Genomic DNA, 12,664 nt, shown 5'->3' on the forward strand with positions numbered 1-12,664 from the left:
GCCGGTTGCGGGTGCGCGCCATGAAACGGTCGCTGTGGCGCTCCCAGTAGCAGTTGAGCGCGTTGGCCGCGCCCACCGTGCCGGACACGGCCAGCAGCGTCACCAGGATGCGCGACACCGTCAGCTCGCCCGGGGCCAGCCACATGCCGCCCGCCGTGGTGGCGATCACCAGTCCCGACAGCCTCGGCTTGGTGAGGGACAGCAGGTCCGAAGCGAGGTTCCTCGACAGGCTCACGGCTTGAACGCTCACGGCAGACTCCCCAAGGGGGTGGAAGACGCCCCTCCCTCTACACACGAGGAGCCACCCACATCAAGCAAACGGGCGCGGGATTCAGTCGATCCCCGCGCCCGTCGGCATCAGCCCTGCTTTTCTGCAACCGCAGCCCGACTACAGCGCCTGGGCCTGGGTTACGAACTCGCCCTTGGGCTCGCGCTTGAGGTACTCCTGCGCCAGCAGCTTGGCCTTGGCGGCCTGCTTCTTGTCCTTCGCGAGGAACGCCGCGTAGTGGAAGTAGGCCGGCGCGTAGTTCTCATCGGCGTTGAGGGCCTTCTGGTAGGTCTCGTCGGCCTTGGCCGCGTCGCCCTTGCCCTCGAAGACGCGGGCCAGCTCCAGCATCGTGATGGCCGTCCGGTCCGGCTGGCCGATGAACTCGGTGGCCGCCTTCTCCAGGGACTCCTGGGCCTTCCCCCACATGGAGCGCTCGCGATAGAGCGTGCCGATGGCCAGACGGGCCTCGGGGTTCTTCGCGTTGGGGTCCTTCACCGCGCGCTCGAAGGTGGAGAGCGCCTCGTCCGGCTTGTTCTGCCCGCGGTAGGCGTTGCCCAGCATGGTGAGCAGCTTGGGGCTGTCACCCATGGTCTTGATGGCGGTGACGAGCGCCTCGGAGGCCTCCTTCTCGCCGCCCTCCTTGCCCATGAGGGCCTTGGCCAGCTCGACGTAGAACTGGGCCCGCGTGCTGTCGATCTTGGTGGCCTTGCGGATCTCCGCGGCGGCCGCGTCGAACTGCTTCTCGGAGATCAGCCGGCGGCCCTTGATGAGCAGCAGCTCGGGGCTCTGCTTGTCCAGCGTGAAGCCCGTCTCCTCGGCCTTCTGGAGCTCCTGCGCCGCCTTGTCCTTCTCGAGGGGCACGCCCGTGACCTCGGCGATCTTCGCCTGCTCCTCGGGCTTGAACTTCTCCAGGCCCGCGGACACGCGCGAGATGAGCAGCGAGCGCGCCAGGTAGGCGGCCGCGAGCTGGCGAGGCGACGGAGGCGGCTGGGCCTCCAGCAGCTTCTTGATCATCTGCGAGGCCAGCGCGAAGTTGGGCTCGTCCTGCTCCAGCATCAGCAGGGACTTGCCGAGCAGGGACTCGGGGTGGTCCTTCTCGTAGCGCAGGGCGAAGTCGTAGTTCTTCCAGGCAATGTTGTCCTGGCCGAGCCGGCGGTACACCGCGCCGAGCGCGGCGTAGATGCGCGGATCGTCCGGCGACAGGCCCTGGGCCTTCTCCAGGTTGTCCTTGGCGCGATCCAGGTCGCCCGCGTTCATCTGGATGAGGCCGAGCGTCAGGTAGAGCAGCGAGCTGCGCTTGCCCTGGGCGTCGAAGTCCTTCACGCGCGCCTCGAGCTGGGTCAGCGCGTCCTTGCCCTTGCCACCGTACGTCTTGACGAGCGCCTCGGCGGCGTAGAGGTGGGAGCTGATCTCCCCGCTCTTCTGGGCGGCGGCCAGATGCTCCTCGGCCTTGCTGCGAGCGGCGTCACCACCGCCGTGCTCACCCCAGCGGATGGCGTAGGAGTAGGCCAGGTAGCCGTGCGCGGCGGTGGACTCGGAGTCCACCTCGAGCGCCTTGTCGGCCGCCTCGCACGCCTTCTTGTAGGAGTCGAAGGAGTCGTGCTTGAGCTGCTCGGTGGCCGCGTCGAGCTGCTTCTTGATTTCACGGCTGCGCTGAGCGGCCGCGCGCCCCTGGTAGAAGTAACCACCCAGGATGAGCGGGACGGCGATCACCAGACCCAGCGTGATGAACTTGCTGGCGCCAGCGCCGGCGCCGGTCTTGCGCGGCTTGCGAGGCGCGTCCTCGTCATCGCCGTCCACGTCGTCGTCCTCGACGACCACGGGAGCGCGACGGGGCGAGGGACGCGGCTGCTCGGCGCGGGCCTTGGGACGCGCCTCCTCGGCAGCGGCCACCGGAGCGGGCGCCGCCACGGGCGCGGCGGCCACGGGACCCGGCGCGGCGACGGGAGCAGCCACCGGCGCGGGGGCGGCGACAGGAGCGGCGACTGGCGCGGGAGCGGCGGCCTGGGGCGGCTGCACCTTGTACTGCTGCATCAGCGCGAGCGTCTCGGCATCGGTCGGGTCCGCCTCGTAGGCCTTGAGGAGGTTGGCCTTGCCGAGCTCGGCTTCGCCCGTCTTGAGCTGGAGCGAGCCCGCCATGCGCAAGGAAGCCTTGTCCGTCGGCTGGGCCTGGAGGGCGCCGAGCACCTCTTCCAGGGCCTTCTTGTCCTTGCCCTGCTCCGAGTACACGCGAGCCAGCAGGAGCCGGGGTTCGGCACGATCGGGATGGGCTTTCACCCCTTTCTTGCAGACGACCATGGCCTCCATGAAACGACCGGCGGCCAGATAGGCCTCGGCCAGAGGCCTGTAAGCGTCAGAGGAAGGGTCGGAAGCGAACGCGTGCTCCAGCTTCGCAAGCTCTGCCGGGCTCAACGTCTTCGATGGGGAGGTAGACATTCCGAAAAGAGGCGCCTCTGTGGAGGGAGTTCTTATGACACCCGGAGTTGCCGCGCGTCAACGGCACAACGGGACCGAAAGATTCCCGGCTTGACACGTGGAATAGGGTCCTGTATCTGCCCGTTCGTCTTTCGGCGGAAAGAAATCCCAACCCGCTGGCAGGCAGTCGCATACATCGCGGGGGTGTAGCTCAGTTGGGAGAGCGTCGCGTTCGCAATGCGAAGGTCGTCGGTTCGATCCCGTCCACCTCCACCATGAAGTGAAAAGGGCCTCACTGGAAACAGTGAGGCCCTTTTCATTTGGCCTACGAGTGAATTGAAAAGCGCCAGGGGTCTGTTATCCGGGGTCGATGACCGACCAGCCCTCGCTCTCGTTCTTCGCCCGTTTCTGGCTCGCGTTCGTCTGTTTCTGGCGGATCCTCTTCTACAAGCCCTTCGCGCAGGCCGTACTGCCGGTGCGGGAGGCACACGACGACGGCAGACCGCTGCCCGGAAGCACGCCCGCCGAGTTGCCAGCCCCCAAGGCCCCGGAGCCGGTCGCCGCGCTGCCCCCCGAGCGGGAGCACGCCTCCGCCCTCCAGTTCCTGTCCATGCTCCAGCGCGAGGGGCGGCTCGTCGACTTCCTCCAGGAGGACGTGGCCGCCTTCCCGGACGCGGACGTGGGCGCCGCCGCCCGTATCGTCCACGAGGGGTGCCGCAAGGTGCTGCGCCAGTACCTCACCCTGGAGCCGGTGCTTCCCCAGGTGGAGGGGGACCGGGTGAACGTGCCCGTCGGTTTCGACGCCCAGCGCATCCGCCTCACCGGCAACGTGGCCGGGCAGCCTCCTTATACCGGGGCGCTCAAGCACCACGGCTGGGTGACCACGGCCGTGAAATTCCCGTCCACCAGCCCAGCGCTCGACCCGCGCGTGCTCGCGCCCGCTGAAGTCGAGCTCTCCTGACACCAGATTGAGCCCATATGGCCCGCTACGCGATTGGAATCGATCTCGGCACCACGCACTCCGCGGTCTCCTACTTCAACCTGGAGGAGGGCAAGCCGCGCGGCCCCGCGCAGTCCATGCTGCCCATCCCCCAGCTGACGGCGCCGGGCACCGTGGAGGCCCGGCCGCTCCTCCCCTCCTTCCTCTACTTGCAGAGCGGCCAGGAGTTCCCCCAGGGCAGTCTCGCGCTTCCGTGGAACCCCTCCCCCAGCGGCATCGCCGGTGAGTTCGCCCGCTCCCACGGGGCCAAGGTGCCCACGCGGCTGGTGTCCTCGGCGAAGAGCTGGCTGAGCCACCCGGGCGTGGACCGGCGCGCCGCGCTGCTCCCCTGGCAGGCCCCCGAGGAGGTGCAACGCGTCTCCCCGGTGGAGGCCTCCACGCGCTACCTGCGCCACCTGCGCGAGGCGTGGGACCACACCTTCGCCCGCTCGCGCGAGGACGCCGCCAGTGCCATGGCCGCGCAGGACGTCATCATCACCGTCCCCGCCTCGTTCGACGCCGCCGCGCGAGACCTGACACTCGAGGCCGCCCGGGCCGAGGGGCTGGAGAACATCCTCCTCCTCGAGGAGCCGCAGGCGGCGCTCTACGCGTGGCTGGAGGCCCAGGGTGAGTCCTTCCGCAAGCGGATGAAGGTGGGCGAGGTCATCCTCGTGGTGGACGTGGGTGGCGGCACCTCGGACTTCTCGCTCATCACCGTGCGCGACCGCGGCGGCGACGTGGAGCTCACCCGCGTGGCGGTGGGCGACCACATCCTCCTGGGCGGCGACAACATGGACCTCGCCCTGGCGCACACGCTCAACCAGCGCCTCACCGCCGAGGGCAAGAAGCTCGACGCCTGGCAGTTCAACGGCCTCACCTATGGCTGCCGCATGGCCAAGGAGACGCTGTATGGGGATCCGTCCATGGCCCGGGCGCCCATCGCCATTCCGGGCCGGGGCTCGTCGCTCATCGGCGGCACCCTGCGCACGGAGCTGGCGCGCGAGGACCTGGACCGCGTCCTCACCGATGGCTTCTTCCCGCCCACCCCCGTCTCGGAGCTGCCTCGCGTGGCCCGGCGCACGGGTCTCGCGCAGATGGCCCTGCCGTACGCGCAGGACCCGGCGGTGACGAGGCACCTGGCCGCCTTCCTCACCCGGCAGGCACAGGCCCTGGCCAACTCGCCGGACGCGCCGGTGAACGTGGGCGGCAAGTCCTTCATCCACCCCACCGCCGTGCTCTTCAATGGGGGCGTCTTCAAGGCCGGCCCGCTCAAGGCCCGGGTGATGGAGGTGCTCAACGCATGGCTCACCGCGGACGGCGGACAGCCGGCGCAGGAGCTGGAGGGCGCGGACCTGGACCTGTCCGTGGCGCGTGGCGCGGCCTACTACGGCTGGGTGCGGCAGGGCCATGGCCTGCGCATCCGCGGCGGCACGGCGCGCGCGTACTACGTGGGCGTGGAGACGGCGATGCCGGCGGTGCCCGGCATGGAGCCCCCGGTGAAGGGCCTGTGCGTGGCCCCCTTCGGCATGGAGGAGGGCACCCAGGCGGACGTGCCTCCGCAGGAGTTCGGCCTCGTCACCGGCGAGCCCACCAGCTTCCGCTTCTTCGCCTCGTCCGTGCGGCGCGACGACAGGGTGGGCAGCATGGTGGACGACGTGGTGGGCAATGACGAGTTCGAGGAGCTCGCCCCCATCGAGACGACGCTCCCGGGCACGCCCACTCCCTTCGGAGACCTCACCCCCGTCAACCTCCAGGCCGCCGTCACCGAGGTGGGCACCCTGGAGCTGCGTTGCCTGGAAAAGAGTGGCCCCGGCAAGTGGAAGCTGGAGCTCAACGTCCGCATGAAGGAGTAGAAGGGCCGCCCGAATCCCTATGCACATCGTCGGCATCGACCTCGGAACCACCCACTGCGCCGTCGCCTCGGTGGACCCCTCGAAGGGGCCCACCGCTCCGGTGGAGGACTTCCCCGTCCCCCAACTGGTGCGCCAGGGCGAGGTCACCCCGCGGTCCTTGCTGCCCTCGTGCGTCTACGTGCCCGCCGGCCACGAGCTGGCCACCGAGTCCCTCCGCCTCCCGTGGGGGGACGGGGGTCCGCACGTGGTGGGCGAGCTCGCCCGCTGGCAGGGCGCCCGGGTGCCCGGTCGGGTGGTGACGTCGGCGAAGAGCTGGCTGTGCCACCCGGGCGTGGATCGCTCGGCCCCCATCCTCCCCTGGGGTGCTCCGGCGGACGTGGCGAAGCTGTCCCCCGTGGACGCGAGTGCTCTGCTCCTCCAGCACATGGCCCGTGCGTGGAACCACGCCCACCCGGACGCGCCGCTCGCCCAGCAGGAGGTGGTCATCACCGTGCCCGCCTCCTTCGACGAGGCGGCCCGGGCCCTCACGGTGAGCGCCGCGCGCAAGGCGGGCCTGGAGAAGTTCACCCTCCTGGAGGAGCCGCAGGCGGCCTTCTACGACTACACCGCGCGCCACCGGAAGGACCTGGCGCCGTCGCTGGAGAACGTGCGGCTGGTGCTGGTGGTGGACGTGGGCGGCGGCACCACGGACTTCACCCTCGTGCACGCGGGCGTGTCCCCCGAAGGCCCCATGCTGCGGCGGCTCGCGGTGGGCGAGCACCTGATGCTCGGCGGCGACAACATGGACGCCGCGCTGGCCAAACGCGTGGAGGAGAAGCTCTTCCCGGACGGCAACCGGCGCCTGTCCGCCACCCAGTGGACTCAGGCCATCCAGGCGGCGCGCACCGCCAAGGAGTCCCTGCTGGGCTCCACTCCTCCGGAGCGCTACGGCGTCTCCCTGGTGGCCGAGGGCAGCCGGCTGCTGGGCGGCTCGCTGTCCACGGACCTCACGCGCGAGGAGGCCGAGGCCATCGTCATGGATGGCTTCTTCCCCCGCTCGGGTGCGCAGGAGCGTCCCCGGCGCGTGTCGCGCATGGCCCTCCAGGAGCTGGGGCTCCCGTACGCCCAGGACGCGGCCATCACCCGGCACCTCGCCGCCTTCCTCGCGCAGCACGCGGCGGCGGGCTTCGCGGCGCTCGGGGAGACGGCGCCCGCGGAGGGTGCCCTGCCCCGCCCGGACGCCATCCTGCTCAATGGCGGTGTCTTCAACTCGCCCCAGCTCGCCGAGCGGCTGGTGGAGGCGGTGAGCGCGTGGTGGCCCGGGGCCCCGCGCATCCGCCTGCTCAAGCATGAGTCGCTGGAGCTGGCGGTGGCGCGCGGCGCCGCGTACTACGGGCTGGTGCGGCGCGGGCACGGCCTGAAGATTGGAGGCGGCGCGGCGCGCGCGTACTACGTGGCGCTCCAGCGGCCGGCGGACAGCACGGAGCAACCGGTGCTGTGCCTCATCCCCCGAGGCTTCGAGGAGGGCAACCAGGTCGACATCGGCGAACGATCCTTCACGCTCACCCTGGGGCGGCCGGTGCAGTTCACGCTGTACTCCACCACGAGCGACCGCATCGACAAGCCAGGCGACGTGGTGACGCTGTCGGAGGAGCTCAAGCCGCTGCCGCCCATCCACACCATCCTCAAGGGGGGCACGGGGAAGACGGCGGAGGTGCCGGTGCACCTTCAGGCGGGGCTCACGGAGATTGGCACGCTGGAGCTCTTCGCCGTGTCGAACGTGGCGGACGAGCGCTGGCGGCTGGAGTTCGAGCTGCGCGGCACGGGCGGCGAGCGCGAGCTGACCGTCACCGAGTCCATGCCCGCGCGCTTCGCCGAGGCGAAGGAGAACGTGGAGCGGGTGTACGGCAACAAACCGCTGCCCATCGGCCCCAAGGACGTGAAGCAGCTGTCGCGCACGCTGGAGAAGGTGCTGGGCCCGAAGGAAACGTGGCGGGTGCCGGTGCTGCGCGAGCTGTGGAGCTCGCTCTTCGCGGGGGCATCCAAGCGGCGCCGCACGGCGGACCACGAGCGCGTCTACTACAGCCTCACGGGCTACACGCTGCGGCCGGGCTTCGGCTATCCGCTGGACCACTGGCGCGCGGAGCAGACGTTCGGGCTGTTCGAGCAGCTGGTGCAGCACCACACCGAGAAGGCGGTGTGGATCGAGTTCTGGGTGATGTGGCGGCGCGTGGCGGGCGGGCTGAGCGAGGCCCAGCAGCGGAAGTTGTACGACTACCTCAAGCCGCACCTGGCTCGGAAGGTGCCGCCGGACGCGCCGCAGCCCCAGGGCAAGCTCAAGGGCATTGTCCCCGAGGGCCTGGACGAGATGGTGCGCACGGCGGCCTCGCTGGAGCACCTCGACGCGGGCGACAAGGCGGAGCTGGGCCAGTGGGTGGCCGCCAGGCTGAAGGCGGAGAACAAGAGCGGAGGCCCGTGGACGTGGGCGCTCGGACGGCTGGGCGCGCGGGTGCCGCTGTACGGCAGCGGCCACAAGGTGGTGGACGTGGAGGTGGCCGAGTCCTGGCTGTCGCTGCTGCTGGAGCTGGATCTCAAGCGCCTCGACGGGGCGCAGTTCGCGGCGGCCCAGCTCGCGCGGCTCACGGGAGACCGGATGAGGGATCTCAGCCCCGAGCTGCGCGCCAGGACGGCCCAGGCCCTGCGCTCGGCGAAGGCCGCGGACACCTGGGTGCGGATGGTGACGGAAGTGGTGGCACTCGAGGCCGCGGACGAGGCTCGGGCGCTCGGCGACACCCTGCCCGCGGGCCTGCGCCTGTAGTCCTCTTCACTCCCAGGAGATGTCCAGCTCGATGCTGAGGGGCCCCGTGCTCCTCGCGCGCACCTTCACGTTCTTCACGCCCAGACGGGCTGCCATCGCCAGCGCTCCCCCTTCATGGAACGGCAACGGCGTGAAGGTGCGTTGGACGGCGAGGATGCCTCTCTTCGGCCCCATCCACACCACCGTGGGCTCCGAGTACGCCATCGAGACCTTGTAGAGCGACTGAAAGGTCCGCACGAGCAGCATCGGGTCCTCGGCTCCGACCATCATGTGTTGCGCCGAACGACCCACCGCGGACGCCATGTAGACCTCTCCGGACATCCACCCGATCTGCCGCACGGCCTCCTCGAAGCTCCCGTACTTCGGGCTCAGCGCCCGCGCTGCGGCACCGATCAGCCGGAGCAGGGAACTCGTGGGGTAGTTGAAGAACTCCACGAACTCCTTCTCCCCGCTCGCCTCCAGGCAGGACTGCACCATCGCGTCGTCCGCCCCGAGATCCCGGACCATCCTCAACGTGGCCATGAAGAGGATGCCACGCGTGGTGTACTCCGGAGTCGCCAGGAGCACGCGCTGCTCCAGGTCCAACTCCGCATTGTACGCGGGGCCGCTGCCCGCCTGCGTCTCGTGAGTCATCGCCCCCGTTGTCATATCACCCCCTGTCCTGCATGGCCGGTGGGACGGTGTCGTACATTGTAATCCTTCGGATGCTTGCCCTGCTTCCAGCCCTCCGTCTCAACGGTTCCAGCCACCCACTCCGTGGAACGGACGGCTACGGGACGGTGAAGGCATAGAGCTTGTTGTTCGGGGTGCCCACGCCGAAGTTGGTGTAGCCCGAGCCCCAGTACACCGTCCCGTTCGCCACCGCCGCGCCCGAGTTGCACGAGCCGCCGCTGACGAAGGTCCACAGCACGGCTCCCGTCCGGCCATCGAGCGCGTACATGTGGCCCAGCGGATCAATGGAGCAGCCGAACACGACACCATTCGCGGTCGACACCGGGGCGACATCCTGCGAGCCCACCGGATCCGGCGTCTGCCACAGAATCTGGCCGGTCGCGGCATCCAGGCCCGTGAAGTTGCCCCAGGAGCTCGTCTCACCGTTGGGCAGCGTGTAGGGCAGGTTGTGGAAGTTGACGTTGGCCGCGTAGATGCGCCCGTCCGCCATGGCCGAGCCCCACATCAGGCCGCCGCCCACCCCGCCGGGCCCCACCTGCTGGCTCCACACGGTGGCGCCGGTGTCCGGATCGAGCGCCCAGTAGATGCCGCTCTTCTGCCCCGCGCCCACCAGCTCGCGCATGCGGCCGTCCGGGCCTCGCGCCTCGAAGAGGATGGCGCCCTGGCCGAAGTCGTAATCCGGGCCGGCCGGAGGGGGGCAGTCCTCGGGACGGATGAAGCAGGTCAGGATGAAGATGTCCTGGGGGTAGAGCTTCCGGCCCCACTTGATGGCCCCGGTGTCCACGTCGAGCGCGAGCATGGCGTCGAAGTAGTTGTCCTCCGCCATGCACGCCGACGCGGCGGCATCGTCCGTGGCGTCCAGCAGGCACTGCCGCACCTCGGGCGGCACGTTGGAGTTGTTGCCCGTGGTCACGTAGAGGGACCCGCGCTTCACGTCGAGCACGAGCGTGCTGCCCCAGACGCCGCCACCGGAGTACCCCTCCGGCATCACGTGGGTGCGCCACACCACCTCGCCCGTCCTCACGTCCATCGCGATGACGTTCCCGCGGAACGTGCAGCAGGGGTACGCGGGATCCGCGGCGAAGCTCTCCTCGTACGAGGCGATGCCCACGTAGACCCGGTTGCCGAAGACGATGGGCGACTGCGTGATGACGGCCGTGGGGTGCGGGTCCGCGTGGATCTTCCAGATCAGCTCACCGGTGCGCGCGTCGACGGCCAGGAAATCTCCGTTCAGGGTCCCGAGGAAGAGTCGATTGTCGTGGACGGCCGGGGTGTTGCGCGAGCGGCTGCCGGGAATGCCCGTGTAGTCGGAGATCTGGCGGGACCAGATGCTGGTACCGGTCGCGGCATCCACCTTGTGCAGCCAGCCCCCCCAATCGGCGAGGTACAGCGCGTCGCCATCGATCGCCGGGGTGGCGGAGACATCACCCTGGGCGGTGAAGATCCACTTCACGTACAGCTGGGACGCGTTCTCGGGGCTGATGCGCCGCTCGTGCTCCGCGCTCCGCGTGTTGTGTAGATCGCCGCCGGCGTACGGCCAGCGACCCGGGCCTCCCACCTGCGCGAGCGCGAGGACTGGAAGCAGTGCCACGACCAGCGATGTTGAAACCCTGTCTCGCAATTCCATACGGATCCCTCCCTGGCGCCCGATTCAGCGGGGCGCATCCCGGGCGCTATCTACGCCCAGCCCCCAGGGCCTTGGGAAGGCGGGTACGACTCACCCCAAGCGGGTACGGATACACCCCCCACGCCGCACAGGCCCGCGTGCTTGACCTGGAGGACAGCCTCACAGAAGGCTCGCCCCCCATGAGCGAGCGGAGGCTGGAAGACCCGCGTCGGCAACTCGAGGGAGGCCTCGAAGTGCTCGAAGCCACCTCCGTGAGCTACCGCGCGTTGTCCGCCACGCTCCAGCGCAGGGGTTGGAAGAAGAAGCTGCGCCGCGAACCCGAGCTGATCGTGAACGCCCTCGCCCAGGAGCTCGCCGTGCGCGATGGGCACGTGCCGGACGCCTCGGGGCTCGGCGCGCTCCTCGCCATCCGCCGCCACCCGCAGTTCCGCGCCGCGGTGGCCCCGAGAGCCACACCGGCCCTCATCGCCCTGGTGGACATGTTCCTCGTCGCCCCAGGTCAGGTCCCCGATAGCGAGGACATGCTGCCGACGGGGAGCGTCGTGCTCCGGCCCGGGTTCATCATCTCCACCTGGGAGGAGAGCCAACCCGCCTTCCAGGTCATCCACCACTGGGACGCGAACCGGAGCGAAGGGTAGATCCATCCCCTCGGGGTCGAAGCGAGACGCTTCGCCCCTCGGAGGAACCGGTGACCGGAGGATCAGCCCCGCGAAGCGACGGCGATCGGCGCCTCATCCTCGAGGGCGACGGCCGGAACCGGCACCACCTGGAGGTTGGGCGTGACCGGGACGGGCGCCTCGGCGATGGCGTCCAGGGCCTTCTCCTCGCCCTTGGGCTTGCGCGTGCCCGCGCCGGAGCGGCAGGTGCGGCACCAGGGCTGATTGCGGATGGCTCCGTCCGCCATCTTCCGCAGCCCGAACTGCGCCAGCGGCTTGAGCGAGCGGCACTTGATGCACATCAACGAGATGAGCACCTCGTGCCCGTCGGCATCGTATACAGCCGACTTACGCCGCTTGCGCGGCTGCCCCGGCTCACGCGCCGTCTTGGCCTCCTTCGAGGCCGGCGGCGGCATCATCGGGGTAACCTTGTAAAGCATGTGTGTCCCTCCCTGCCGGCGGGCCGTGATCGGGTCTCGGAAGGCTCCTCGGATCACGACGCGCCCACCCTAGAGTAAGGAGGATTTCGGGAGTTGAAAACTGATCGCAGGCCGATTTTTCGGCCCGCGAGGAGATCTGCCCGGATCTCGGCTACTTGCGCCCGCTCCCGCGATTCAAGGTCGCGCGGGAGCGGTGGTGGAGGGGGCGCGCGAGGCGCACGTTCCGCCTTCTTCCACGAAGCTGATGCGGCCTGTAGCAGGGGCCGAGATGGGCGTGCCGCGCGTCTTCCAGAAGCTCGCGAGCGCGTCGCGGAGGATCAGCTCGCGGCCCACGCCCAGGTCGATGCGCTCGGCGGGAAGCTGCGACAGCACGGCGCCGAGCCCGGCGGCGCCCCGGGCCAGGAAGTCCGGCAGTACCACCCGGTATTGGCGCTTGGAGTCGAGCGGCTTGCCATTGGCCAGGGTGACGTCGCGCAGGCGCTCGGGGCCGGCGCAGCGGGCGAGCTTCACCTTCAGGCCGGACTGCTGGAAGACACCGGAGCCGGTGCCATAGGCGGCCACCAGCAGACGCCGCAGCTCCTCCCCGGTGACGGTGACGATCGCCACCGTGTTGTCGAAGGGCAACACCTCGTAGAGGTCGCCATAGGTGATGGCGCCTGCCCTCAGGTTGGCGCGCAGGCCACCGGAGTTGAGGAGGGCCACGTCCGCCTTCTCCATCTCCCGCATCGCGTCGGTGATGACGTCGCCGAGCGCGCTCTCCTCCTCGTAGTTGCGCCCCAGGGGAGCGGCGACGGTGAAGCCCAGCGGACGGCGCTGCTCCTCCTCCACCCGGGCGAGCGCCGGGGCCACGAGCGCCTCCACCTGAGGATCCGGCACCACCGCGCCCCCGAGGAAGGTGGGAGGCACGAGCTTGGCGTCCGCCCCCAGGTCCTTGAGCTTGCGCGCGTCGCAGCTCCC

At 69.8% G+C, this 12,664-nt stretch carries 10 protein-coding genes and 1 tRNA gene; 5 read left to right on the forward strand and 6 right to left on the reverse strand.

What is annotated here, in order from left to right; all coding sequences use genetic code 11:
• Both VF794_RS22370 and VF794_RS22375 read right to left on the reverse strand, forming a co-directional pair.
• The coding region (locus tag VF794_RS22370) for a UbiA family prenyltransferase (protein WP_331113623.1) at positions 1-250 on the reverse strand (250 nt) is incomplete at its 3' end.
• A gap of 138 nt (positions 251-388) precedes the next feature.
• Positions 389-2,704 (reverse strand): tetratricopeptide repeat protein, encoded by a 2,316-nt coding sequence (locus tag VF794_RS22375; protein ID WP_331113624.1) that lies wholly within the window; start codon positions 2,702-2,704, stop codon positions 389-391.
• Positions 2,705-2,883: 179 nt separating this feature from the next.
• On the opposite strand from VF794_RS22375, the gene VF794_RS22380 reads away from it, so the two are divergent.
• From VF794_RS22380 to VF794_RS22395, 4 genes are all read left to right on the forward strand, one after another.
• Positions 2,884-2,959: transfer RNA gene (locus VF794_RS22380), tRNA-Ala, on the forward strand.
• A gap of 94 nt (positions 2,960-3,053) precedes the next feature.
• Complete coding sequence (locus tag VF794_RS22385) at positions 3,054-3,644, forward strand: DUF2760 domain-containing protein (RefSeq protein WP_331113626.1); 591 nt, start codon at positions 3,054-3,056, stop codon at positions 3,642-3,644.
• A 17-nt stretch (positions 3,645-3,661) separates the two neighbouring features.
• Positions 3,662-5,515 carry an Hsp70 family protein gene (locus VF794_RS22390; protein WP_331113627.1) on the forward strand — a complete coding sequence of 618 codons (1,854 nt, stop codon included), beginning with the start codon at positions 3,662-3,664 and terminating at the stop codon, positions 5,513-5,515.
• Between the two features lie 19 nt (positions 5,516-5,534).
• Positions 5,535-8,312 (forward strand): Hsp70 family protein, encoded by a 2,778-nt coding sequence (locus tag VF794_RS22395; RefSeq protein ID WP_331113629.1) that lies wholly within the window; start codon positions 5,535-5,537, stop codon positions 8,310-8,312.
• A 6-nt stretch (positions 8,313-8,318) separates the two neighbouring features.
• Here the strand turns inward: VF794_RS22395 and VF794_RS22400 are convergent, their stop codons facing one another.
• Positions 8,319-8,945, reverse strand: a complete 627-nt coding sequence (locus VF794_RS22400; RefSeq protein ID WP_331113631.1) for a DUF2378 family protein — start codon at positions 8,943-8,945, stop codon at positions 8,319-8,321.
• Between the two features lie 136 nt (positions 8,946-9,081).
• Positions 9,082-10,575 carry a PQQ-binding-like beta-propeller repeat protein gene (locus VF794_RS22405; RefSeq protein WP_331113633.1) on the reverse strand — a complete coding sequence of 498 codons (1,494 nt, stop codon included), beginning with the start codon at positions 10,573-10,575 and terminating at the stop codon, positions 9,082-9,084.
• Between the two features lie 215 nt (positions 10,576-10,790).
• Here VF794_RS22405 and VF794_RS22410 point away from each other — a divergent pair, with 215 nt between their 5' ends.
• Positions 10,791-11,249 carry a hypothetical protein gene (locus VF794_RS22410; protein ID WP_331113635.1) on the forward strand — a complete coding sequence of 153 codons (459 nt, stop codon included), beginning with the start codon at positions 10,791-10,793 and terminating at the stop codon, positions 11,247-11,249.
• 62 nt (positions 11,250-11,311) lie between these two features.
• Here VF794_RS22410 and VF794_RS22415 read toward each other — a convergent pair whose 3' ends face one another.
• Together VF794_RS22415 and VF794_RS22420 are read right to left on the reverse strand one after the other, a co-directional pair.
• A complete protein-coding gene (locus tag VF794_RS22415) occupies positions 11,312-11,707 on the reverse strand; it encodes a hypothetical protein (RefSeq protein ID WP_331113637.1) in 396 nt (131 codons plus the stop codon).
• A gap of 174 nt (positions 11,708-11,881) precedes the next feature.
• Positions 11,882-12,664, reverse strand: a 783-nt coding sequence (locus VF794_RS22420; protein WP_331113639.1) for a 5'-nucleotidase, incomplete at its 5' end; no start/stop codon positions are given.

Source organism: Archangium sp. (assembly GCF_036389735.1).
Lineage (GTDB): Bacteria > Myxococcota > Myxococcia > Myxococcales > Myxococcaceae > Archangium.

Excerpts from the sequence above, each read along its gene's own strand:
- VF794_RS22375 (WP_331113624.1), bottom strand. The coding sequence starts at position 2,704 with ATGTCTACCTCCCCATCGAAGACGTTGAGCCCGGCAGAGCTTGCGAAG.
- VF794_RS22385 (WP_331113626.1), top strand. The coding sequence starts at position 3,054 with ATGACCGACCAGCCCTCGCTCTCGTTCTTCGCCCGTTTCTGGCTCGCG.
- VF794_RS22390 (WP_331113627.1), top strand. The coding sequence starts at position 3,662 with ATGGCCCGCTACGCGATTGGAATCGATCTCGGCACCACGCACTCCGCG.
- VF794_RS22395 (WP_331113629.1), top strand. The coding sequence starts at position 5,535 with ATGCACATCGTCGGCATCGACCTCGGAACCACCCACTGCGCCGTCGCC.
- VF794_RS22400 (WP_331113631.1), bottom strand. The coding sequence starts at position 8,945 with ATGACTCACGAGACGCAGGCGGGCAGCGGCCCCGCGTACAATGCGGAG.
- VF794_RS22410 (WP_331113635.1), top strand. The coding sequence starts at position 10,791 with ATGAGCGAGCGGAGGCTGGAAGACCCGCGTCGGCAACTCGAGGGAGGC.
- VF794_RS22415 (WP_331113637.1), bottom strand. The coding sequence starts at position 11,707 with ATGCTTTACAAGGTTACCCCGATGATGCCGCCGCCGGCCTCGAAGGAG.